General features: G+C 75.4%; 23 protein-coding genes. 5 read left to right on the top strand and 18 right to left on the bottom strand.

Features of this window, described 5'->3' with window-relative positions; all coding sequences use genetic code 11:
* On the bottom strand, positions 1-714 hold the full coding sequence (locus H505_RS0107705) for an ABC transporter ATP-binding protein (RefSeq protein ID WP_026401528.1): 714 nt from the start codon (positions 712-714) through the stop codon (positions 1-3).
* 202 nt (positions 715-916) lie between these two features.
* On the opposite strand from H505_RS0107705, the gene H505_RS47390 reads away from it, so the two are divergent.
* Positions 917-1,420, top strand: a complete 504-nt coding sequence (locus tag H505_RS47390) for a MarR family winged helix-turn-helix transcriptional regulator (RefSeq protein ID WP_051300396.1) — start codon at positions 917-919, stop codon at positions 1,418-1,420.
* 45 nt (positions 1,421-1,465) lie between these two features.
* On the opposite strand, the gene H505_RS0107695 is transcribed toward H505_RS47390, so the two are convergent.
* The 5 genes from H505_RS0107695 to H505_RS49730 all read right to left on the bottom strand — a co-directional run bounded on the left by H505_RS0107695 (position 1,466) and on the right by H505_RS49730 (position 5,540).
* On the bottom strand, positions 1,466-2,074 hold the full coding sequence (locus H505_RS0107695) for a TetR/AcrR family transcriptional regulator (protein WP_026401527.1): 609 nt from the start codon (positions 2,072-2,074) through the stop codon (positions 1,466-1,468).
* A 4-nt stretch (positions 2,075-2,078) separates the two neighbouring features.
* Positions 2,079-3,206, bottom strand: a complete 1,128-nt coding sequence (locus tag H505_RS0107690) for a hypothetical protein (RefSeq protein ID WP_026401526.1) — start codon at positions 3,204-3,206, stop codon at positions 2,079-2,081.
* Between the two features lie 14 nt (positions 3,207-3,220).
* Positions 3,221-4,726, bottom strand: coding sequence for an FAD-dependent oxidoreductase (locus H505_RS0107685; protein ID WP_026401525.1), 1,506 nt, complete (start codon positions 4,724-4,726; stop codon positions 3,221-3,223).
* A gap of 87 nt (positions 4,727-4,813) precedes the next feature.
* Entirely contained in the window at positions 4,814-5,338 is a 525-nt protein-coding gene (locus tag H505_RS0107680; protein ID WP_245592462.1) for a flavin reductase family protein, read from the bottom strand.
* Between the two features lie 61 nt (positions 5,339-5,399).
* Positions 5,400-5,540: a hypothetical protein gene (locus H505_RS49730; RefSeq protein WP_199747608.1), complete on the bottom strand. Its 141-nt coding sequence runs from the start codon at positions 5,538-5,540 to the stop codon at positions 5,400-5,402.
* Between the two features lie 419 nt (positions 5,541-5,959).
* Between H505_RS49730 and H505_RS47385 the strand changes: the two genes are divergently transcribed.
* Entirely contained in the window at positions 5,960-6,355 is a 396-nt protein-coding gene (locus H505_RS47385; RefSeq protein ID WP_051300394.1) for an EamA family transporter, read from the top strand.
* Here the strand turns inward: H505_RS47385 and H505_RS0107665 are convergent.
* Positions 6,336-7,250, bottom strand: coding sequence for a phosphotransferase (locus H505_RS0107665; RefSeq protein ID WP_026401523.1), 915 nt, complete (start codon positions 7,248-7,250; stop codon positions 6,336-6,338). The two genes, H505_RS47385 and H505_RS0107665, sit on opposite strands and share 20 nt — an antisense overlap.
* Positions 7,251-7,396: 146 nt before the next feature.
* Here H505_RS0107665 and H505_RS0107660 point away from each other — a divergent pair, with 146 nt between their 5' ends.
* The 3 genes from H505_RS0107660 (at position 7,397) to H505_RS40390 (ending at position 10,007) form a co-directional block, all read left to right on the top strand.
* Positions 7,397-7,975 carry a dihydrofolate reductase family protein gene (locus H505_RS0107660; protein WP_026401522.1) on the top strand — a complete coding sequence of 193 codons (579 nt, stop codon included), beginning with the start codon at positions 7,397-7,399 and terminating at the stop codon, positions 7,973-7,975.
* Positions 7,976-8,073: 98 nt separating this feature from the next.
* Positions 8,074-9,117 carry a DUF2330 domain-containing protein gene (locus H505_RS0107655; protein ID WP_051300393.1) on the top strand — a complete coding sequence of 348 codons (1,044 nt, stop codon included), beginning with the start codon at positions 8,074-8,076 and terminating at the stop codon, positions 9,115-9,117.
* Between the two features lie 83 nt (positions 9,118-9,200).
* Complete coding sequence (locus H505_RS40390) at positions 9,201-10,007, top strand: hypothetical protein (protein ID WP_051300392.1); 807 nt, start codon at positions 9,201-9,203, stop codon at positions 10,005-10,007.
* Between the two features lie 21 nt (positions 10,008-10,028).
* Here the strand turns inward: H505_RS40390 and H505_RS40385 are convergent, their stop codons facing one another.
* The 11 genes from H505_RS40385 to H505_RS0107595 all read right to left on the bottom strand — a co-directional run bounded on the left by H505_RS40385 (position 10,029) and on the right by H505_RS0107595 (position 21,284).
* Entirely contained in the window at positions 10,029-11,636 is a 1,608-nt protein-coding gene (locus tag H505_RS40385) for an AMP-binding protein (protein WP_034517033.1), read from the bottom strand.
* A gap of 62 nt (positions 11,637-11,698) precedes the next feature.
* On the bottom strand, positions 11,699-12,883 hold the full coding sequence (locus H505_RS40380) for an argininosuccinate synthase-related protein (protein ID WP_034517029.1): 1,185 nt from the start codon (positions 12,881-12,883) through the stop codon (positions 11,699-11,701).
* Between the two features lie 95 nt (positions 12,884-12,978).
* Entirely contained in the window at positions 12,979-14,523 is a 1,545-nt protein-coding gene (locus H505_RS0107635; protein WP_026401520.1) for a class I adenylate-forming enzyme family protein, read from the bottom strand.
* A 76-nt stretch (positions 14,524-14,599) separates the two neighbouring features.
* Entirely contained in the window at positions 14,600-15,631 is a 1,032-nt protein-coding gene (locus H505_RS0107630) for a M20/M25/M40 family metallo-hydrolase (RefSeq protein WP_026401519.1), read from the bottom strand.
* Positions 15,628-16,428, bottom strand: a complete 801-nt coding sequence (locus H505_RS0107625; protein WP_034517025.1) for a [LysW]-aminoadipate kinase — start codon at positions 16,426-16,428, stop codon at positions 15,628-15,630. Before H505_RS0107625 ends, H505_RS0107630 begins: the two co-directional genes overlap by 4 nt.
* Entirely contained in the window at positions 16,428-17,435 is a 1,008-nt protein-coding gene (argC, locus tag H505_RS0107620) for an N-acetyl-gamma-glutamyl-phosphate reductase (RefSeq protein WP_026401517.1), read from the bottom strand. Before argC ends, H505_RS0107625 begins: the two co-directional genes overlap by 1 nt.
* A complete protein-coding gene (lysX, locus tag H505_RS40375; protein ID WP_211238417.1) occupies positions 17,432-18,346 on the bottom strand; it encodes a lysine biosynthesis protein LysX in 915 nt (304 codons plus the stop codon). The genes argC and lysX overlap by 4 nt, the downstream gene beginning before the upstream one ends.
* A gap of 5 nt (positions 18,347-18,351) precedes the next feature.
* Positions 18,352-18,462: a lysine biosynthesis protein LysW gene (locus H505_RS0107610; protein ID WP_245592461.1), complete on the bottom strand. Its 111-nt coding sequence runs from the start codon at positions 18,460-18,462 to the stop codon at positions 18,352-18,354.
* Positions 18,463-18,493: 31 nt separating this feature from the next.
* A complete protein-coding gene (locus H505_RS40370; protein ID WP_199747610.1) occupies positions 18,494-19,594 on the bottom strand; it encodes a transketolase family protein in 1,101 nt (366 codons plus the stop codon).
* Positions 19,591-20,445, bottom strand: a complete 855-nt coding sequence (locus H505_RS0107600; RefSeq protein WP_026401515.1) for a transketolase — start codon at positions 20,443-20,445, stop codon at positions 19,591-19,593. Before H505_RS0107600 ends, H505_RS40370 begins: the two co-directional genes overlap by 4 nt.
* Positions 20,445-21,284: a family 3 encapsulin nanocompartment shell protein gene (locus H505_RS0107595; RefSeq protein WP_026401514.1), complete on the bottom strand. Its 840-nt coding sequence runs from the start codon at positions 21,282-21,284 to the stop codon at positions 20,445-20,447. Before H505_RS0107595 ends, H505_RS0107600 begins: the two co-directional genes overlap by 1 nt.

Raw genomic sequence — 21,284 nt, 5'->3', positions numbered from 1 at the left:
TCAGCCCTCCGTCTTCCGCATGCGGGCGTGGACGGCGTCGACGGTGGGCGCGGCCAGTTCGTCCACGATCGTCCCGTCGGCGAGAAACAGCACCCGGTCGGCGCGGGCGGCGGCCGCCGGATCGTGCGTGACCATGACCACCGTCTGCCGGTAGGAGTCGACGGCCGTCCGCAGGAAGGCGAGCACCTCGGCGCCGGAGCGGGAGTCGAGGTTGCCGGTCGGCTCGTCGGCGAACAGCACCTCCGGCCGGGTCAGCAGGGCGCGCGCCACGGCGACCCGCTGCCGCTGCCCGCCGGACAGGTCCGAGGGGCGGTGGCCGAGCCGCTCGCGCAGCCCGAGCGCGTCCACGATCGTGGCGAACCACCGCTCGTCCGCGCGGCGGCCCGCCAGCCGCCCGGTGAGCCGGATGTTCTCCTCGGCGGTCAGCACGGGCAGCAGGTTGAACGACTGGAAGACGAATCCCAGCCGCTCGCGGCGCAGCTCGGCGAGCCGGGCGCGCGACAGGCGGGTGATGTCGACCGGGCCGATCACGACGGTGCCGGACGTCACGGCGTCCAGGCCGGCCAGGCAGTGCAGGAACGTCGACTTGCCGGACCCGGACGGCCCCATGATCGCGGTGAACTGCCCGCGGGGGAACGCCGCCGACACCCCGCGCAGGGCGTGCACGGCGCCGTCCCCGCTCCCGTAGGTCTTGACGACGTCCGACGCGACCATGACCGGTTCCTCGACGTCCGGCCCGGTCGGCGCCGCGTTCCGCGCCGCGGGAGGGGGCGGGGCCGGCGCGGCGGGTCGCGCCGGCCGGCGGAGCGGCGCGCGGCGGCGGATCGGCTCTGGCATGTCTCCTCCGGTCGCTTTCTGGCGTATCACGAGAGATAATCTCACCTGAGACTATATCAAGTGGTCCTAGAATGGACCCATGCTCCACGACCTGCTCGAACGACTCCTGTCCGGAGACGGCGGCCCCGCCGCCGACCACGTGGGGCTCGGCATGCTGCTGGCCGAGGCCCACAACCGGAGCCGGGAGCGCGTCAACGACGCGCTGCGCCCGCTCGGCATCAACATCCGCGGCTTCGGCGTCCTCCTCGCGCTGCCGCTCTACGGCCCGGTCACCCAGCGCGACCTGATCGACCGCACCGGCATCGACAAGTCGACGATGGTCCGGCTCATCGACGAACTGGAGGACGGCGGGCTGGTGTCCCGCGAGCGGACGCCGCAGGACCGGCGCGCGTACTCGATCGTCCTGACGCCGCGGGGCGGGGAGACGCTGGAGAAAGCGTGGCGGGCCACGGACGAGGTGGGCGGCGCGATGTTCGGCCGGCTCACCGGTCCCGAACGCGGCCTGCTCGTCGACCTGCTCCGCCGCCTCGCCGACCCCGCCGGCGCGCCCGGCCCGGACGGGCCCGCGCCCGGCCCGCGCTGACCGCCGGCAGCCGGGCCCGCGTCCCGGCCGTCCGCCGGGACGCGGTCAGGGGCGGCCCGGCGGGGACAGCGCGGGGGCCAGCCAGCGCTCCAGCAGGGCGCGGAGCCGGGCCTCGTCGTGCGGCGGCTCGCCCGGATGCTGCAGCAGCGAGGTCAGGAGCCGCATGATGATCTCGGCCAGGCCGTCGAGGTCGTCGTCCCCGATCCCGGCGGCGGCCCAGTCGACGGGGTAGCGCTGCAGCATCTTCGCACCGTAGGCGATGGTGTCGGCGGTCGTCGCGCCGCGCCCGAAGGCGCTCGCGTCGCCGAGCCGCAGCAGGAGGCTCAGCCGCGGGTCGGCCGGGATGGTCCGGACGCAGAACACCATGCCCTCGACGACGGCCTCGGCCGGGTCGGTGACGCCCCGGAGGCGGGCGATCAGCCGGTCGACGAACGACTCGGCGCCCTGGGCCGCCACCTCGGCGAGGATGTCGCCGATGCGGCCGAAGTGGCGGTAGACGGTCTGGCGGGTGACGCCGAGCTCGTTCGCGACGTCGGACAGGGTCGTCTTCGCGACACCGTGCCGCTCGATGCACCGGACGGTCGCGTCGACGATGCGCTGCCGGGCCTCGGCGTCCGATCCGGGCGGCCGCCCTCCCCAGCCGTGGTGCCCCATGGCCCTAGGATCGCACAGGCTCCGCCGTCCGCCGCGCGCCGGACGCGCGGACCGCGGCCGCGATGAGCGCCGCCGCCGCGGCGGCGCACGGCACGACGTACCAGAGGCTGCCGATCGGCGTCCCCTGCTCGGTGACGCCGTCCGCCGCCGCGAAGTACGCCGGCAGCGCGACCAGCCACAGGACGACGTGGACGCCGAGGTACAGCGCCGGGTAGATCCGCGCGAACCCCGGCGACGCCACCGGGGACGGCTCGGCGCGCGCGGCCCGCCAGGCGTCCGCGAGCAGCCACAAGCCGGCGGCCCAGACGACGGCGAGCTCGGCGCCCAGCACGGCCCGCTGGACTCCCAGCAGGTCCTCCCCGCGGAAGGCGCCGCTGGGCGCGCTCGCGATGATCATCGCCAGGGGCGTCGCGGCGCCCGCCACGGCGGCGCGCCACCCGATCCGCGGGCCGGTGAGCGTGCGCGGGCCGTCCGTCCCGCCGGTCAGCCGGACGACGAGGTAGGTCATCGCGCCGAAGGACACCGAGGCGAACAGCAGCATGCTGTTCATCGGCACCGACGCGAGCGCCGGCTGGTTGATCGTCTCGTTCCCGGTGTTCCACGCCCACCACTTCAGCTGCGGGCCGAGATGGTCGAAGATCTCGTAGAAGACCTGGCAGGCGAACGCGACCGCCACCGCCCCGGCCAGCGGCCCGCGCCGCGCGAAGACGCCCAGGACGCGGACCAGCTCGTAGGCGAGCTGCGACAGCGCCGGGTAGAAGGCCACGATGTAGAGCGGAAGCCGATCGAACATGAACTGCACGGTGAACACGTTGTGGGAGAAGATGAACCCGACGTGCTGTTCGAGGCCGAACCACTCCGGGAAGTAGAGCGGCGGCTCGATCACGGCCAGGTAGACGACCGACGCGAACCACAGCGCGATGTTGGCCGGGTCGCCGTCGCGCCGCCACCGCCGCCACGCGTGGACGAGCGCGAACACGGCGCCGCCGATGACGAGCAGCTCCAGGACGGGCATCGTGCCGTTCTCGAGGCCGAACGGGTCGCGCAGATCGACCACCGGCTCGGTGCCGTGGCAGGAGTAGCCGAGTCCCTCGGCGAGGCGCTCGGCCGCGGCGCCGCAGGTGTGGTCCATGGGGGCTCCTCGGGTCAGGCGTCGACGAGGCCGGTGCCGGCGGACGCGCCGGCGGAGCGCGTGCGGCCGGTGTAGTCCGTGCCGGGCGGGTCCTTCTTCTCGTCGAACCCGCCGGGCACGACCGTGCGCCCGAGCCGCCGCCGCACCTGGTGGCGCGCCAGGCCGAACCAGAACCGCGGATCGAGGGCCATCTGCCGCAGCGACCGGTCGAGGTTGAACACCTCGGCGAACGTCCGCTCCACATAGGCGTCCTCGCGGCCCGCGGCGGTGATCGCGTTGAAGACCGGCCAGCCGAACCGCGCGGTCAGCCTGCGCCGCCAGGGCGCCGCGACCTCGGTGCCGGTGGCGAAGTCGTACGCCTGGTCACGGGCCATCGCGAGCATCCAGGGCACGTCGAGGGACGCCTTCTGCCGATCGAGGAACGCGCGGAAGAAGCCGGGGTCGAGGGCGTCGCGGTCGCGCAGCAGCTCGCCGAGGATGAGCGCCGAGCGGGCGGCCGAGCTCATTCCCTGGGCGTAGAACGGGTTGAAGGCGCAGATCGAGTCCCCGAGGGCGACCAGCCCGGCCGGAGGGGCCTCGAGAAGGTCGAACCGGCGCCACTTGTTGCCCGTCGAGCGCGTCAGGTGCACCTCGGACGTCGGCGTGCACGCACGCGCCGCCCGTCCGAAGGCGGCGGCCCGCACGCGATCGGCCGCGGCCTCGAACGCGTCCGCCTCGCGCGGCATCCGGATGCCCCACGACCCCATGCACACGATGGCGCGGTCGCCCTCGATGGGGAAGAAGTTGCTGAGGAACTCGTGCTCCTCGGGACGGTCGCCGCGGTCCTGCGTCGGCGTGACGACGAGGTGCTTCCACCACCACGTCTCCGGGCGGCGGTCGGCGGGCGGCAGGTCGTACCACCGCGAGACGTAGGTGACCTTGGCGTCGAGGGTCCGCTCCGGCGGCGCGGGCCAGCCCGCCGCCGCGAGCCAGTCGGCCACCGGGGAACCGCGCCCGAGCGCGTCGACGACCAGGTCCGCGGCGAGCCGGCCCGCGCCGTCGGCGGTGCGGTACTCGACGCCCTCGACGCGCCCGCCGGCGGTGCCGCCCCCGGACGAGCGGAGCCCGGTGACGGTCGCGCCCTCGCGGATCTCGATGGACGGCAGTTCGCGGACCCTGTCGCGCAGGACCCGCTCGATGAGCACGCGCGAGCCGTAGACCATCGTCATCGACCCGGACTTGCGCGGCGCCCAGCCGTCGTTCTCGCAGTACGCGGCGTCCATCGACGGCATCAGCCGCATCCCGCCCGCGGCGATCAGCGATTCCTCGAAGCCGGGGAAGATCTCGCCGATCGCGCGGCGCCCGGAGTTGAGGAGGAAGTGCGGGTGCTTGCTCTGCGGCACGCCGCGGCGGTGCTCCGCGCCCGGCGGCAGCCGGTCCCGCTCCAGGACGACCACCGCGTCGAAGTGCCGCGCGAGCACCCCCGCGGCGCACAGGCCCGCCACGCTGCCGCCGAGCACCACGGCCGTCCGTCCCCGCATCCCGCCCACCTCACATTCATACAGATTGTGAGTGAATGTATGATCCAGGCATGGGCGGGTCAAGGGGGGAGCGGCCGGCGGCCGGGGTCAGGCCCGGTGCCCGGGCTCCATGGCGGGCAGCGAGCGGAAGGTGAGCGGGGCGGACCCGGTGCCGGCCGACACCTCGGTCGGTTCCAGCAGGAACCCGACGTGGTCGCCGACGTCGAGGCGCTCCAGGACTCGGCCCACCAGGTGGCGGCGGGCGCCGGTGAGCAGGGGCACGCCTCCGGGCCCCGGCCGCCAGGAGCAGCGGGCGAACTTGTCGATCTCGTCGCCGGTCCGCGAGCCGAACAGCGCGGCGAGCCGCCGCTGGTCGCCGTCCCGTCCGAGGACGTGGACGGCCAGGACCTCCGCCGCCTCGGCGACCCGGAAGGTGCGGTTGCGGCGGGACAGGCACACCAGGAACCGGAACGGGTCGATGCTGGTCTGCGTCGCGAACCCGACCAGGCAGCCCGCCCGCGCCCCCGTCCCGGCGTCGGCGGCGGTCACCACGAACATCGGGTAGTCGAAACCGTCGACGAACTGTTCGCTGTCCACCGTCTCTTCGCTGTCCACCGTCTCTTCGCTGTCCACCGTCGCAGCCTATGAGCCGGGGCCCGCGCGGCCGAGGACCGCGGCCCGCGGGCGCGCCCGGTCACGCCGTCGCGCGGGCGGCGAGCAGGTCGAGGACGAGGCGCAGCGGCGGCCAGTTCGCGTGGCCGCGGCGGACCACCGCGTACGAGCGCAGGACGACCGGCGGGCCGGCCGGCGGCAGCAGGGCGGTCTCGGGCGGCACCGGCCGGCAGCGCCGGCGCCTCGGCGGGCTCGTGCTCGCGGATGCGCAGCCGCACCGCCGGGCGGTCGGCGAGGTCGGCGACCACCGGCAGCAGGGAGCGGCGGACGGCGGTGGCGAACCCGTCCCTTCCACTGGGGGCATGACCTCCACCTCCCCTCCCCCGCCGCGCCTGCGGGGACGACCGCGCCGCGTCCGCGGGAGCCGCGCGCGGGGGCGGCGTCCGCGCGGGGGCACCGCCAGCGCGCTGGGGTTCCTCGGCCCGCTCGGCCTGGCGGTGGCCCCGGGGCCGCGGCGGCGCGCGGCTGTGGCCGCTGCCGGCGGGCGCGGGGGTCCTGCTGCTCACCGAGCCCTGGCACGGCGCGACCGACCCGGTCGGCGGCGGCTGCGCCCTGGCCGCCACCGCCTGCTGGGCCGTCTCCATGCCCGTCGCCGCCGTGGTGGCCACCGCGGTCGCCGGACCGCAGGTCGTGGACCGCCTCGCTTGGCCGCTGCCGCCGGCCGGGCTGGGCCTGGCGGTCCTGGTGCCGGTGGTGCCGTTCATCCTCGAACTGATCGCTCTGCGGCGGCTCAGCACCGCCGCGTTCGGCACGCTGATGAGCCTGGAGCCCGCCATCGCCACCGTCATCGGCCTGGCCCTCCTCGGGCAGACGCCCGGCCCGCTCGCCGCCGCGGGCGTCGCGCTCGTCGTCATCGCCGGCGTCGGCGCCGAACGCACCGGGGCCCGCGCGGGTGCCCGCGCCGGCGCACCGTCCGGGGGCCGCCCGCCGGAACCGGGCCCGGATCCGGGGGCGCCCGTCAGTGCCGGGTCTCGATGAGGCGCCGCAGCGCGGCCCGGGCGGGCGGGCCCCACGTGGCCTTGCCGCCGGGCCGGCCGTGGACGCCGGCGTCGCCGATGAGGACGCAGGCGAGGGCGCGCAGCACCGCCCATCCGCGGGCGCGGCGCAGGGTCGCGGCGTCCGGGGCCGGGCGGTAGGCGGCGTGGAAGCGGTCGACGGCGCCGTCCGGCAGCAGGATCCAGGCGGCGGCGAGGTCGCAGGCCGGGTCGCCCGCGCAGAGGTCGCCGAAGTCGACCACACCGTGGAGGGCGCCGTCGGCGGTGAGGACGTTGGCCGGATGCAGGTCGCCGTGGAGCCACAGCGGCGGGCCCGCCCAGCCGGGCGCCGCGGCGGCGTCCTCCCACACCTCCCGGACGGCGTCCGGGTCGGGGACGAGCCCGAGGCCGGCGGCCGAAGCGAGCTGCTCGGCGAACCACGCGGTGTGCTCGGCCGGCGGGCCTCCGCGGTTCCGGCCGACGGGCGCCCCCTCGGGAGCGGGCCGGTGGAGCGCCGTCAGGAAGGCCGCCAGGGCGTCCGCCGCCTCCGCCCCGCGCGCGACGGGGGCGCGGTCGGCGGGCGTGCCCGGCACCCAGGTCGTGACGATCCAGGGGCGCGGGAACCGCGCGGAGGGCTCGCCGAGCCGCTGCGGGACGGGCACCGGCAGCGGAAGGCCCGGAGCGAGGACCGGCAGCCACGCATGCTCCTTGCGCAGCAGCTCGTCCGCGGACGCCGTCGCCCAGGGCAGCCGCACGGCCAGGTCGTCCCCGAGCCGCCACAGCTGGTTGTCCCAGCCGCGGGCACCGAGCCTCACCGGGCGGCCGGCCAGGTCGGGGTGCTGGTCGCGCAGCAGGTCCCGCACCAGCCCCGCGGTGATCTCGATCTCGGAATGCGTCATGGGGAGCAACGGTAACCGGACGGCGGCGGCCCCGGCGCCGCCGCGCACGCGGGCACCGATCCCGGTCCGTCATCGATGAGTCTCGCCGGCCTCCCGAGTCTGTATCCCCGAAACGCCGCACGATCGACCGCACCCGGGGAGAGAGCATGACCGCCACCTACACGTTCGACGTCTTCTCCAGCCTCGACGGCTTCGGCGCCGCCGGCGGCGACTGGACCGGCTACTGGGGCAAGCAGGGCCCCGAGCTGCTCGACCGCCGCCTCGCCCTGTACCGCGAGGAGCAGCGGATGGTCTTCGGGGCCGCCACGTACCGCCTGTTCGCCCGGATGCTCGCCGAGAGCACCGAGGACTCCGACGTGCGCGACCCCTGGGTCACCCGGATGTGGAACCTGCCGGCCACGGTCGTGTCGACCACGCTGGAGGAGCCCCTGGACTCGCCGGACGCGACCGTCGCGAACGGCGACGCCGTCGACGTCGTCGCCCGGCTCAAGAAGGAGTCCGCGGTGCCGCTGCGCTCGCACGGCAGCCTGTCGATGAACCGGGCGCTGATGGCCGCCGGCCTCGTCGACCGCGTCCAGGTGACGCTCTTCCCCGTGATCACCGGCGCGACGGGGCTGGACCCGGTCTTCCGGGGCGCCGCCGACTTCGATCTCGAACTGCTCGAGCGGCGGACGCTCGACGGCGACATCCAGGAGCTCGTCTACCGGCCCGCCCTGCACGCCTGACGGCTCCCCTCGGGACGAACCGGGAACCGGGACGCGCCACCGGCGGTCATACTCCTTCGGGACGATCTCGAGGAGTGTGGGTGCGTACCTTCGCGCGTGTGGTGACCGTACTGGGACTGGCGCTCGCCTCGTCGGCAGCCGGCGCGGCGCGGCCGGCGGCGGCGTGCGGCTGCGGCGCGATGATCGCCGACAGCTCGGTCCGGATCTCCGACGAGACGTCGATCGTCCGCCACGACGCGGCGGCCCGCACCGAGGACATCGTGATGCGGCTGTCGGCGGAGTCGGCGGAGAAGGACGCGGCCTGGCTGTTCCCCACGCCGTCCGAGGCGACGGTCCGGCTCGGCGAGCGCGGCTGGTTCGAGCAGCTCGACGCGCTCACCGAACCCCGCGTGGTCACCCGCCGGATCTGGTTCCCCGACCTGGGCTCCGGCGACGGCGCGACCGCCGGGGCCGCGCCGTCCGGGCCCGGCGGGTCCGTCGAGGTGCTCGGCGAGCGCGACCTCGGGCCGTTCCGGGTGGCGACGCTCGACGCCGACGCCCCGGACGCGCTGAGCGGCTGGCTCGGCCGCAACGGCTACCGCCTCCGGCCCGACCTCGCGGAGGCGCTCGGCCCGTACGTCGAGCAGGGATGGAAGTACGTCGCGGTGAAGCTGCGGCCGAGTTCCGGCGACCGGCTCACCGGTGAGCTGGCCCCGCTGCACGTGTCGTTCGCGTCGGACGAGCTCGTCTACCCGATGCGGCTCTCGCGCCTCGCGGAGAACACGCAGCGCCTGCACCTCTACGTGCTCGCCGACCACCGCGTCGAGCAGACGACCGGCGCCCGCATGCGGCTGGCCTTCGCCGGACGGGTGGCGCCCGGGCAGGTGCGGTCCCCGGAACTGCGGGAGTTCCTCGGGGACGGCCGGTTCATGACCGAGCTCACCGACGCCTCCATCGACCCCGAGGAGATCGACGACGACTACCGCTTCGCGGCCTCGGACGACGAGCCCTACCGGCAGGTCGTCTACCGGGAGGAGGTCGTCCGCTTCCTGGGCATGCCGGCCGGCTGGGTGATCGTCTTCGGCGGCGGCGCCCTCGCCGCGGGGCTGGGGGCCGTCCTGGCGGCGCGCCGTCTCCGGCGCTCCCGGGTCACCGGCGCGTGACCGCACCGGGCCGCGCCCGCCGCCTCGAAACGTCGCAGCGCGCCGCTACTCTCCCTCCACCAGAACCGATCAAGGGAGCCCGCATGGACCTGCCCCTGCCGCGCACCGCGTACGACATCGAGTTCGACGACGAGGGCCGGGACGGCCACGCCTTCGGCCGCCCGCCCGGGCTGCGGCCCGAGCAGTGGCCCCGCTCCCGCGTGAACGGGCTGCCGATGGCGCACCTGTTCACCGTGCGGGTCCCGGAGGAGTACCGCTGCGCCGGCGGCGACCTGGCCGGGCTCAGCGTGTTCCAGTCCGACGACCACGTGGCCGACGCGGTGGAAGGGGCGGCGGACGCGATCGGCGGGGCCGCCCCGCCGGAGCACGGCCCGCAGGCCGCGGCGTTCTGGTCCGCACTCGCGGCCTACGCGGAGGACCGCCATGCCCGTGAGCGCTACCGCGAGGACGAGATCGGCGGCGGCTGGGCCTGGATCTGGCTGACCGAAGCGGAGCTCGCCGCACCGCCCTGCCCGCTGCCCGACCCCGCGACGAAGGAGCCGGACCAGACGGACGACGACTGCGCCGACGCCTGGCGGCACGATCGTCCGGCACGCCCGCTGCGCCTCCGGGCCCGCGCCGACGACCCGAACGCCGGCAAGCGCTACGACGAATGGGGAAGCAGCGGGTCCGGGTACGTCGAGATGCACTCCGAGGAGGGCGAGCGCCTCGGGCTGAAGGAGAGGTTCTTCGACCGGTGCCACTTCGGCGGCACCGCCACCGTGGCGAACGGCGGCGACTTCGGCCCGTTCTTCCTCGGCTTCGGCGAGGCGCTCGGCGACCCGAACCTCGGCGGCGGCGGCTTCGCGCACCTCGACCTGGAGACCGAGGAGATCGACTGGTCGCAGTGAAGGTCCTCCCCGGCCGGGCGGTCAGGTGAAGCGGTCGCGGAGTTCCACCTTGCGCACCTTCCCGGTGGCGGCCGCCCTGGGGAGGGCGTCGACGAACTCCAGGCGCTCCGGCCAGAAGAACGCCGTCATCCCGGCGTCGCGCAGCAGCGCCCGCACCTCCTCCAGCCCGATCCGGCCGTCCGCGGAGGCCGGTCGGACGACCGCGCAGATCGTCTGGTCGGCGCCGCCGAGCACCGGCAGCCCGACCACCGCCGCCTCCTCGACGGCGGGATGCCGGGCGAGGATCTCCTCCATCTCGGTGGTCGGCACGAAGAACCCGTTGCGGAAGACGGTGTCCTTCGTGCGGCCGGTGATGCGGATCCCGCCGCGCCCGTCGCGGCGGGCCAGGTCGCCGGTGTCGAACCAGCCGTCCTCGTCGCAGAACGACGCGTACAGCTCCTCCCGCCGCAGGTACCCCAGGCATTGGGCGGGGCCGCGCACCCGCAGCGCGCCGACGTCCTCCCGGCCGGGCAGCGGGTCGATGCGGACCTCCATGCCGGCGATCGGGCTGCCGTCGCTGTGCGCCGCCCAGTCCACCGGGTCGTCCGGGCGGCTGATCGTGACCGCGCCGTTCTCCGACATGCCCCACAGCGAGAACAGGCGCCGCCCGAACACCTCGCCCACCTCCCGGACGAGCGAGGTCGGGATCGGCGCGGACCCGCCGACCACCCAGCGCAGGGCGCCGAGGTCGCGCGGCCCGGCGCGCTGGGCGTCCACCAGCGGCCGCAGGAAGTGCGGCGGGGCGTACAGGTAGGTGACCCGGTGCTCCGCCAGCAGGTCCGCCATGGCGGCGCCGTCCGTGGTGTCCTGGAAGACCGCGGTGCCGCCGAGCGCGAGCGGCATCAGCATCCCGCGGACGAACCCGGTGTAGTGGGTGTAGGCGGCGACCATGGTCAGGACGTCGCCGGCGCCCAGGTCGAAGACCTCGGCCTCGCCGCGGATCGGCGCGTACAGGGTGTTCTGGCTGTGCAGGACGCCTTTGGGCTCGCCGGTGGTGCCCGAGGTGAACAGGGTCAGGTACGGCTCGTCCGGGCCGAGCTCCCGGCCGTCGAGGTCCGCTTCGCGCGTCTTCTCCCACGGGGTGTCGAAGAAGAACTCGTGCAGGTCGCGGACGCCCGGGGGTTTCGGCCCGCCCGACACCACGACGTGCTCGAGCGACGGCAGCTCGGCGGCGAGCCGCAGGCCGAGCTCGCCCGGCGCCTCGCCGCCGAACTCGGCGAGCGTGACGAAGACCCGGGACTCCGTCAGGCCGAGGTAGGCCGCCAGCTCCCGCTCCCGGTACACCGGGAGGAGCGGGCAGATCCGCGCCCCGGCGCGCAGGCAGCCCAGCGCGAGCACCGTCAGCTCCCAGCCGTTGGTGAGGTGGACGGCGACGGTGTCGCCGGGGCGCACGCCCAGCTCGATCAGCGCCCCGGCGCAGCGGTCGGTCAGCAGGGCGAGCTCGGCGTAGTCGAGCGTGCGGGTGTCCCCCGAGTCCGCGCGGCGCGCGACGACCGCGGCCTTGCCCGGGTGGTCGCGCGCGTGCCGCCGCAGGTCGTCGAGGAAGGTCGCGTCCCGCCACCAGCCGCTCCGCCGGTACTCCTCGGACATCCCGTACCTCCGTCTGGTTCGCCTCGAACGTCGGATTCGATGGGTGGTCTCCCCGGGGCGCGTCACGCCGTGGAGAAGTGGAAGGCCGACCGGGCCGTGTCGCGCTCCCACGCGTCGCGGTCGCGGATGTAGAGGGCGTCGCGGGCCTCCACCGACAGCACGGTCATCCCGGTGCGGTCGAGCCGGTAGGTGATCCGGCCGGTCACCCGCTCGGCGACGCTCGTCACGAACGCCTGCGCGGCCACCCGGAGCGACCCGAACCAGCGGCCCTCGAGCGCCTCCCTGGTCCACGCCTGCTCCAGCGACAGCTTCTCCCGGATGGTCTCGGCGGGGACGGTGGCGCTCTCCAGCTGCCGGTAGGCGTGGAGCAGCAGGCACGCGGCGGGCATCTCGCGGACCTCCAGCACCTTCTCGCCGCTGTCGATGTGCTCCAGGCCCGAGTAGCGGCCGAGACCGTAGCGGCCCGCCCGGCGGTTGAGGGCCCCGATCAGCTCGCGGAGGCCCGCGGGCTCCCCGTCCAGCGCCACCGGCCTGCCGGCCGCGAAGTCGATGGCGACCTTCTCCGGCCGCTCCGGCGGCGCGGCGGACGTCCAGGTGTAGAGGTCCTCGGGGACCGGGAACCATTCGGGGTCGTCCAGCAGGCCGGACTCGAACTCCCGGCACCACAGGTTGGAGTCCCCGCTGTGCGAGCGGTCGGCGAAGTCCGGGAAGCCCGCCTTCTTCAGCGCGGCCCGCTTGTCGTCGCGGCCGATCGCGTCGAGCTCGTAGGGGCTGCCGAAGTGCCCGTCGAAGCCGAGCGCGGCGATCGAGGTGTTCAGCCTCCGCAGGCTGTTCTGCGACCGGTTCGCGGTGTGCAGCACCACCTGCGCGCCGACCTCGCGGGCGAGCTCCACGGCCGCGCGCGCGAGCAGCGGGCGGCTCAGCGAGGAACTCACCGGGTGGATGCCGAGATAGGACGCCTGCGCGGCGATGGCAGGCGCCACGAACTCGTCGGCGAAGACCGCCGCGCGGTCGGCCAGGACGTGCCGGGCGCCGAGCCGCGCCGCCCCGCCGGCGCTGTCGTCGTACTCGGCGTCGCCGCCCAGGCCCACCGACAGCGCGTACACCTCCAGGTCGGGGTGGCGGCTGAGCCGCCACAGCAGGTAGAAGCTGTCCAGTCCGCCGCTGAACAGCGTCACGACCCGCCCGCCGTTCCGGGCGACCGCTTCGATGTCGTCGAATTCGCGGACGCATTTCTTGGTCCACACGTCAAACCTCCGGAGCGGGACGCTCCCATGCCGTTCCGAGCCACGTCGGTAGTGAGAAACGGGACGCGGACGCGCGCCCGTGCAGATCCGGGGGGTCAGTTGACCTGGCGGTCCCTTCCCGCCCAGTGCGGCTTGCGGAGTTCGCGTTTGAGGACCTTCCCGGTGTTCGACAGCGGGAGGGCGTCGACGAACTCGTAGCCGGTGGGGGTCTTCCAGGCGATCAGCGGCTCGCAGTGCCGCCGGATGTCCTCCGCGCTCGCCGTCCGGCCGTGCTTGAGCACGATGACCGCGTGCACCTTCTCGCCCGGTTTGTCGTCGGGGACGCCGATCACCGCGACCGCGGCGACGGCGGGGTGGGACGCGACCGCCTGCTCCACCTCGGTGGAGTAGACGTTCCACCCGTCGACGTTGATGACGTCCTTGATGCGGTCGACGATGTAGAGGTAGCCGTCCTCGTCCATGTACCCGCCGTCGCCGGTGTGGAGCCAGCCGTCCCGGACGGTCCGCGCCGTCTCCTCGGGCTTGCTCAGGTAGCCGAGCATCATGGCGCCGGTGCGGACGAGGATCTCGCCGACCTCGCCGCGCGGCACCTCCGCGCCGGTCTCGTCGGCGATCCGCACCTCGGCGCCGATCGCGGGCCGCCCGGCGGACCGCAGCTTGCGGCCCGCGGCGTGGTCCTCCGGCGGCAGCAGCGTGGCGAGCCCGAACTCGTTCATCCCGTACCACTGGTGGAAGGCCGCGTTGGGGAACACCTTCATCACCCGCGTCAGCAGCGCCTCGGTGATGGGCGCCGCGCCGTAGGCGATGCTCCGCATGCTGGACAGGTCCCGCTCGGCGATGTCCGGGCGGTCGACGATCTGCTGCATCGTGCCGGGCGCGAACGGCGCGTGCGTGACGCCGTGGCGCTCGATGGCGTCGAGGAGCCCGTCGACGTCGGTCGACCGGGGGACGACGGTGATCCCTCCCCACATCCCCTGGATCAGCCAGGTCACCATCATGGAGATCGAGGAGAAGTTCGACGTGATCAGGATGCGCCCGCCGGGGACGCCGTGGCACGGGACCCGCGCCGGGAGGATCAGCGCCTGGTGGACGAGCCCGGCGTGGCTGACCACGACGCCCTTGGCGCGTCCCGTCGTCCCGCTGGTGTAGACGACGCAGGCGGGGTCCTCCCCGCCCCGGCGGGCGTCCTCCACCGGCCCGGTGCCCGCGATCAGCTCCTCGAACCCGGCCATCCCGGCCGGCGGCGGCCCGTCGCCGACGTGGACGACCTCGCGCAGGTCGGGGCAGGCCGCCCTGATCTCCTCGAGACGGTCCAGGAACGCGTCGTCGATGAAGAGGATCTCGGTCCGGGACTCGGCCAGCGCGTAGATCATCTCGCGCGTGCTCCACGCGGGGTTGACCGGGTGGAACACCCCGTTCGCCCACGCCGCGGCCAGGAAGAACTCGATGTAGCGGTCCGAGCCGAGGGCGAGCATCCCCACGTGTTCGCCGCTCCCCACCCCGCGCTCCCGCAGGGCGCCCGCGAGGCGGGACACCCGGTCGGCCTGTTCCCGCGCCGTACGGAACCGGTCGCCGTAGGCCGTGACCGGCTCGTCCGGGGCGAGCTGCAGCGCCCGATGGACGATGTGGGTTAGGTGCATGGTGTCCTCCGAGTAGCGAACGGGCCGGGCAGGGCCCGCCGGCCGGGATCGCGCCGCCCGTCCGGGTTCACGGCGTTCACAGCGCGGTGGCGAGTTCGTCGAGGGCCGCGGTGAGCACGTCGACGCCCCGCAGGTACTCGCCGATCTCGATGTGCTCGTCGTCGGCGTGGTCCAGCGAGCTGTCGCCGGGGCCGTACGTCGCCATCGGCACGTTCCAGTGGGGTGCCACGGTGTTCATGTCGGACGTGCCGGTCTTGAGGGTCGGGCGCGGCCGTCCGCCGTGCCGCCGGATCGCCGTCGTCACCGCCCGGACGACCGGGTCGGACCGGTCGCGGCGCACGGCGGGGATGTACCGGACGACCGTGACCTCGCCGCCGTCCGCGCGCCCGCGCAGCCGCGCGGCCAGGTCCTCGACGTCGAAGCCCGGCGGGACCCGGCAGTCGATGTCGACCACGGCCTCGGTGAGGTCGCCGCGGATGCCGCGCAGGGTCGCGGCGGGCGCCCCGAACGCGCCGTGGTCGGCGCCGGGCCCGAGCTCCTCCAGCAGGCCGCGCCAGAATCCCGCCGCGACCTCGCTCGCCTTGGCCACGGGGTTGGTGGAGTGCGTCGCGGGGCGCGCCACCCGGTACTCGATGTCGATCTTGCCCTTGTAGCCCAGCACGACCCGCGACCAGCCGCTCGGCTCCCCCACGACCAGCGCGTCGGGCGCCGGGACGGTGCGCGCCAGGTGCTCGCCGCCGCGCGAGAGCCGCTCCTCCTCGACCGCCCCCGCGACCCGGATCGTGCCGGGGAAGGTCGGCCGGGCGGCCGCCGCGCTGATCATCGCCGCGAGCGGCCCCTTCGCGTCCGCGGCGCCCCGGCCCACCAGCCGGTCGCCGTCGCGGCGCGCCGGCAGCGGCCGGTCGACGGTGTCGAGGTGGCTCAGCAGCATCACCACCGGGCCCCGCCCGGTGCCGATGTCGCCGATCACGTTGCCGACCTCGTCGCGGTACGCGGCCATGCCGAGGTCGTTCATCGTCTTCTCGAGGAAGCGCGCCAGCTCGTCCTCGCGGCCGGACGGCGAGGGGATGTCCAGCATGGCGTGCAGCAGGTCGACGGGCCCGATCATGTGATCTCCAGGGTCGTGCCGGCGCCGCGCAGGGCCGCGGTGACCGGACGGGGCACGCGCCCGTCGCAGACCGAGACCCGGGGGACGCCGGCGAGCAGCGCCTCGCGAGAGGCGATGAGCTTGCGGTGCATGCCGCCGCTCGCCGCGTACGGCACCGGGCCGTCGGGGGCCAGCGCGCAGCGGTCCAGGACGGTGTCCTCGTCGGCCGCGTCGCGCAGCAGGCCGGGTGCCGTGGTCAGCAGCACCAGCCGCTCGGCGCCGAGCGCGCCCGCCACCGCCGCCGCGGCCCGGTCGGCGTCCACGTTCACCGGCGCGCCGTCCTCGCCCAGCGCGGGCGGCGACACCACCGGGACGAACCCGCCGTCGAGCAGCACCCGCAGCACCCGGGTCCGCACGCCGGTGACGCGCCCGCTGTGGTCGTCCCGGACGAGCACGGTGCGGCCGTCCCGGACGGTGCGCTGCGCGGGTTTGCGCCGCGCCCGCAGCAGCCCGCCGTCGAGCCCGGTCAGCCCGACCGCCGGGACGTCCGCCGCCGCGAGGGCGCGCAGCAGCCGCGGCTTGACCCGTCCCGCGAGCGCGAGGGTGACGACGTCCAGCATGGCGGGGTCGGTGTACCGGCTGGTCACGCCGCTGGGCGACACGAGGGTGCGGGCGGGCACGCCCAGCTCCCCCGCCAGCCGGTCGGCCTCCGGGCCGCCGCCGTGCACGAGGACGACCTCGCCCGCGCGCCCGGCCAGGTCCGCGCACACCGGCTCGGGCGGCACCGCGCCGCCGCACTTCACCACGGTGACGCCCATCAGACCGGGTGCAGGCCGGGGAACCCCAGGCCCAGGGTCTCGGGCTCGCCGGCGCGGATGTTGAGGCACTGCACCGCGGCGCCCGCTCCGCCCTTCACGAGGTTGTCCAAGGCCGCGATCGCGGTGATCCGGTCGCCGTCCACCGCGAAGCCGACGTCGCAGTAGTTCGACCCGGACAGCAGCTTCGGGTCGGGGAACCGGTGCGCGCCCGTGCGGTGGGCGACGACCCGGACGAACGGCTCGTCCGCGTAGCGTTCGCGGTAGGCGCGCCGCAGGGTCTTCTCGTCGGCCGTCCCGGTGGCGTGGCAGACGACCTGCACCCCGCGCACGGCCTCGACGCCGGTGGCGGTCATCCGGGCGTCCAGGCCGGTCAGCCGGGTCACCTCGGCCTCGTGCCGGTGCCGCACCGGGGCGAACACCCGCATCGCGCCGCTGCGCTCGGCGTGCAGGTTGGCGGCCCCGGCGAGCGCGCCCGAGCCGCTCGACCCCGTGCGCGCGTCGATCTGCACGTCCGGCCGGACCAGCCCGGCCAGCGGCAGCAGGGCGAGGGTCGCGGCGGTCGCCGCGCATCCCGGCACACTGATCAGGTCGGCCCCGGCCAGTTCGGCCCGGTACATCTCCGGGATGCCGGGGACGAACGCGCCGAGCAGTTCGGGGGCGGCGTGCGGCACGCCGTAGTACCGCTCGTAGACCGCGGGGTCGGGGTCCCGGAAGTCCCCCGAGAGGTCGATGACCGTGCCCGCCCGCTTTCTCACCTCGGGCAGCAGCGCCATGGTGGCCCGGTGCGGCGTGGCCGTCAGCAGCACGTCGCAGGTGTCCAGGTCGTCCGGTGCCGTGAACACCAGGTCGGTCTGGCCGCGCAGGTTGGGGTGGACGGAGTCGGCGCGGCGGCCCGGGAAGCGGGTGGAGACCGCCTGCGCGACCGTCGCCCCGGGATGCCCCAGCAGCAGCCGCAGCAGTTCGCCGCCCAGGTATCCGGCGGCGCCCATGACGCCGACCCGGATCATGTCGCCTCCCCGGTTCGCGCGCCCGGCGCCGACCCGGCCGCGGCGGCGGGCTCGGCGCCGGCGCGGGACGCCGCGTCCAGCAGGTGCGCGACGATGGCGTCGGCCACGTCGACGGCGTCGCCGTGCGCTTCCTGGAACCCGTGGAACTCCACGGTGTGGTTCACCTCCAGGACGAGGGGCCCGGCGGGGCCCTCGACCAGGTCGACGCCCAGCACCCCGCCGCCGACGGCGCGGGCGGCCGCGCGCGCCGGCTCGGTGAGGTCCGGGGTGAGCGGGCAGGGGACCGACCGCGCGCCCCGGGCGGCGTTCGTCCGCCAGCCGTCCGCGTAGCGGTACGTCGCGCCGACCACCTCGTCCCCGGCCACGATCACCCGGATGTCGCGGTTCGGCTTGTCGACGAGTTCCTGCAGGTAGACGATGTGCTGCTGCGGGGTCGGCAGGGCGGCGCGGTGCTCCAGGACGGTCTCCGCCTGGTCCCGGTCGCGGACGGCCGCGACCAGCCGCCCCCAGGACCCCGCCAGCGGCTTGATCACGACCGGGAAGCCCAGCCGTTCGGCGGCGTCGGCGCCCGCCTCGGGGGCGAGCGCGACCGCGGTGCGCGGGACGGGCACCCCGGCGCGCCGCAGCAGCAGCGTGGTCCGCAGCTTGTCGCCGCAGGCGGTGATGGTGTCGGACGTGTTGACGGTCGCGACGCCGCGGGCCTCCAGCAGCAGCGACGCGTACAGGCCGCGGCTGTGGGAGATCTCCCGGTTCAGCGCCGCCGCGTACTCCGGCGCGCCGCCCGCCGCGGGCCCGCCCGGCTCGTCGGCGAGCCGGCGGGTGTCGACGTGCGCGTACGCGACCCCGCGCCGCTCCAGCGCGGCGAAGATGCGTTTCTCCTCGTAGCGGACGCGGGAGGCGAGGACGGCCACCGGCCTCACTCTCCCCAGTCCTCCTCGATCTCGGGGGCGAGTTCGAGGGTCACCGGGTCCAGGGCGACGACCTCGAGTTCGCTGGAGCAGTCCGCGCACTGGGCGATCTCGCTCATCCGGACGGGCTCGGCGAGCCGTACCGGGCCCTCACACTCGGGACAGGCAAGGGTCATCCGTACCACCTCCATGGGTTCCGCTGAACAGCTTCAGTGCCGCGGCGACGGCCGCGTCGGCCGTGATGCCGTACCGGTCGAGCAGGTGCTCCTGGTCGCCCGCGCGCTCGGCGAACGTCGCGGGCATGCCGATCCGCGCCACCCGGACGGGCGCGTGCTCGGCCAGCGTCTCGGCGACCGCGCCGCCGAGCCCGCCCGAGCGCCAGTGCTCCTCGACGGTGACGACGCCCCGGGCGCCCGCGGCGGCCTCCAGGACCGCGTCCGCGTCGAGCGGGTGCGGCGTGTGCAGGTTGAGCACGGCCGCCCGCACCCCGCGCGCCGCCAGCAGGTCCGCGGCGCGCAGCGCGGCCAGCACCGGGTGCGGCCCGCACGCCATGAGCGCCACGTCCCCGGGCGGCGGCCGCAGCCACTGGGCGCGGCCGATCTCGAACGGGGCGGCGCCGGGTCCGCCGCCGTCCAGGTCCGGGGTGGCGCCGCGGCCGAGCCGGATGTAGACGGGGCCGGGCAGCGCCAGGCTCTGCCGGACCGCCTCCTCCGCCTGCCGCGCGTCGCCCGGGACGACCACGGTGAAGCCCGGCAGCATCCGCATGATGCCGAGGTCCTCGAGCGCGTGGTGGGTCGGTCCGAGGTGCCCCGCGGCCAGCCCCCCGTGGGTCGCGACGATCCGGACCGGCAGCGCGTTGTACGCGATGTCGATCTTGATGAACTCCAGCGCGCGGGTGGCGGCGAAGGTGGCCATCGTGGTGACGAACGGCATCTTCCCGCTCGCGGCGAGCCCGGCGGCCGTGCCCATCAGGTTGTGCTCGGCGATCCCGAGGTTGAGGTAGCGGCCGGGCACGGCGGCGAAGGCGTCCCGCTCGAACAGCCCGGTGTCGCTGTCGAGGCAGTAGAGCCGCTCGTCGGCGCCCATCAGCCCGGGCAGCAGGTCGCGGTACACCTCCCGCGCGGACCGCGGCCGTGCGGCCGGGCGCTCGTCCGTCCGCGTTCCCGAACGCCGGTCCGGGCCCGCTTCCGGGCGCCGGTCCGGCCGGTCTCCGCGCGCGCCGTCCGGCGTGCCCGTCCCGTCGCCGGTCACGGGGCCTCCTCCCTTCTGCGCCGGGCGCGCAGCACGGCCAGCGAGCGGTCGGCCTGGCGGCCGCTCAGCTTCGCGTAGTGGCTGCGGGTCTTCGCCTCGACCGACGGGAGCCCGCGGCCCTTCACCGTGTGGGCGATGACCGCCACCGGGCGCCCGTCCCGGCGCGCCGCGCTCCCGTTCGCGCCGGACGCGCCGGGGGCGAGCGCGCCGCGCAGGGCGGCGAAGTCGTGGCCGTCCACCTCCCGCACCGACCAGCCGAAGCTCCGCCAGCGGTCCGCGAGCGGCTCCAGGCCGATCGCGTCCTCGGTGGGACCGGTGATCTGCAGCCGGTTCCGGTCGATGACGGCCGTCAGGTTGCCGAGCCCGAGCGCGGCGGAGGCCATGGCCGCCTCCCACACCGAGCCCTCCTGCAGCTCGCCGTCGCCGAGGACGGCGAAGCAGCGGCGGTCCCGGTCGGCGAGCGCGAATCCGTTGGCGAGCGCGAGCCCGTGGCCGAGGGAGCCGGTGGGCATCTCCACCCCCGGGACGGCGCGGACCGGATGGCCCATGAGCCTGCTGCCCGGCCGGGCGTACTCCGCCAGCTCCCCGACCGGGAAGAAGCCGCGCTCGGCCAGCACGCCGTACAGGCAGATGGCGCCGTGCCCCTTGCCGAGGACGAGGATGTCGCGGTCCGCGGCGGCGGGGCGGCGCGGGTCGATCCGCATGACGTCGAAGTAGAGGACGGTGAGGATCTCCACCAGCGACATCGACCCGCCGAGGTGGCCGCCCTCCGGCCCGCCGCACATGCCCACGATGTGCTCGCGGACCCGGTGGGCCGTCGCCGCGAGGTCCGCCCGCGCCGGCGCGCCCATCAGGCCCGGCCCGGCAGCGCGGCCAGCACGAAGTGCCCCGGCAGGTGCACGGCGAGTCCCTCGCGGATCTCGGCGACCAGCGCGCCGCCGTCCAGCCGGATCACCGACGAGCGGCGGTCCAGCAGCGTCGCGGCGGCGGTGAAGTCGCCGACGAGCGCCGTCCCCGGGGGCACCATGCGGGTGCGGCTGACCTTGACGCCCTGGGCGGCCAGCCGTTCGAGGAACGCGCCGTCCTCGACCAGCGGCCACCAGTCGTCCGGGTGCAGGACGATCCCGTCGGCGGACCCGCCGTACCACTCGCACAGCGCCGCCGTCGCCAGCAGCGCGCGGGCGGCCGACCCGCGGTCCTCCGGCGCGGACGGGCGGTGCCGCAGCCCCGGCGTCCGCAGCAGGCCGCGGATCGGGCCGGTCCCGTTGAGCAGCACGTCGTTCTCCGCCGTGCCGAGCCGCACGAGCAGGCGGTAGTCGACGAACGCGGCCAGCGCCGCCGGGTCGGCGAGGATCTCCGCCGGCACCGGGACGGACGCGCTGACCGTCTGCGTCCGCACCGTCGCCGCGCCCACCTCGAACTCCCACTCGGGGGCGGCGTCGTCCGGCTTGGTGTTCTCGGCCCGCTCGGTGAAGACGACGGTCTCGTCGGCGTCCACGACGGCCTTGCGGAGCAGGTGCCGGACGGTGAAGCGGGGCCGGCGCTTCGCGGGCGGGAACAGGTCGCTGATGGACGCGCGCAGCTCGACCCGCGCGCCGGGCCCGTGCCGGGCGTGGGCGAGGGCGAACTCCTCCCCCGGGCTGCGCCGCGTCAGTGCGGGATCGTCCAGCAGCATGTGCACGTCCGACAT

The sequence above is a fragment of the Actinomadura rifamycini DSM 43936 genome, from assembly GCF_000425065.1.
GTDB lineage: Bacteria > Actinomycetota > Actinomycetes > Streptosporangiales > Streptosporangiaceae > Spirillospora > Spirillospora rifamycini.
The sequence above is the reverse complement of the archived record's forward strand: the minus strand, read 5'-3'. Positions and strand labels throughout refer to the sequence as shown.

Bases quoted from the DNA above. Each gene is read 5' to 3' on its own strand.
- H505_RS0107635 (WP_026401520.1), bottom strand. From the start codon at position 14,523: ATGCACCTAACCCACATCGTCCATCGGGCGCTGCAGCTCGCCCCGGAC.
- H505_RS0107595 (WP_026401514.1), bottom strand. From the start codon at position 21,284: ATGTCGGACGTGCACATGCTGCTGGACGATCCCGCACTGACGCGGCGC.
- H505_RS40390 (WP_051300392.1), top strand. From the start codon at position 9,201: ATGGACCTGCCCCTGCCGCGCACCGCGTACGACATCGAGTTCGACGAC.
- H505_RS0107600 (WP_026401515.1), bottom strand. From the start codon at position 20,445: ATGGGCGCGCCGGCGCGGGCGGACCTCGCGGCGACGGCCCACCGGGTC.
- H505_RS40385 (WP_034517033.1), bottom strand. From the start codon at position 11,636: ATGTCCGAGGAGTACCGGCGGAGCGGCTGGTGGCGGGACGCGACCTTC.
- H505_RS0107665 (WP_026401523.1), bottom strand. From the start codon at position 7,250: ATGACGCATTCCGAGATCGAGATCACCGCGGGGCTGGTGCGGGACCTG.
- H505_RS0107630 (WP_026401519.1), bottom strand. From the start codon at position 15,631: ATGATCGGGCCCGTCGACCTGCTGCACGCCATGCTGGACATCCCCTCG.
- H505_RS0107685 (WP_026401525.1), bottom strand. From the start codon at position 4,726: ATGCGGGGACGGACGGCCGTGGTGCTCGGCGGCAGCGTGGCGGGCCTG.
- H505_RS0107660 (WP_026401522.1), top strand. From the start codon at position 7,397: ATGACCGCCACCTACACGTTCGACGTCTTCTCCAGCCTCGACGGCTTC.
- H505_RS47385 (WP_051300394.1), top strand. From the start codon at position 5,960: ATGCCCGTCGCCGCCGTGGTGGCCACCGCGGTCGCCGGACCGCAGGTC.
- H505_RS0107625 (WP_034517025.1), bottom strand. From the start codon at position 16,428: ATGGGCGTCACCGTGGTGAAGTGCGGCGGCGCGGTGCCGCCCGAGCCG.
- H505_RS47390 (WP_051300396.1), top strand. From the start codon at position 917: ATGCTCCACGACCTGCTCGAACGACTCCTGTCCGGAGACGGCGGCCCC.
- argC (WP_026401517.1), bottom strand. From the start codon at position 17,435: ATGATCCGGGTCGGCGTCATGGGCGCCGCCGGATACCTGGGCGGCGAA.
- H505_RS0107690 (WP_026401526.1), bottom strand. From the start codon at position 3,206: ATGGACCACACCTGCGGCGCCGCGGCCGAGCGCCTCGCCGAGGGACTC.
- H505_RS0107610 (WP_245592461.1), bottom strand. From the start codon at position 18,462: ATGAGCGAGATCGCCCAGTGCGCGGACTGCTCCAGCGAACTCGAGGTC.
- H505_RS0107695 (WP_026401527.1), bottom strand. From the start codon at position 2,074: ATGGGGCACCACGGCTGGGGAGGGCGGCCGCCCGGATCGGACGCCGAG.
- H505_RS0107705 (WP_026401528.1), bottom strand. From the start codon at position 714: ATGGTCGCGTCGGACGTCGTCAAGACCTACGGGAGCGGGGACGGCGCC.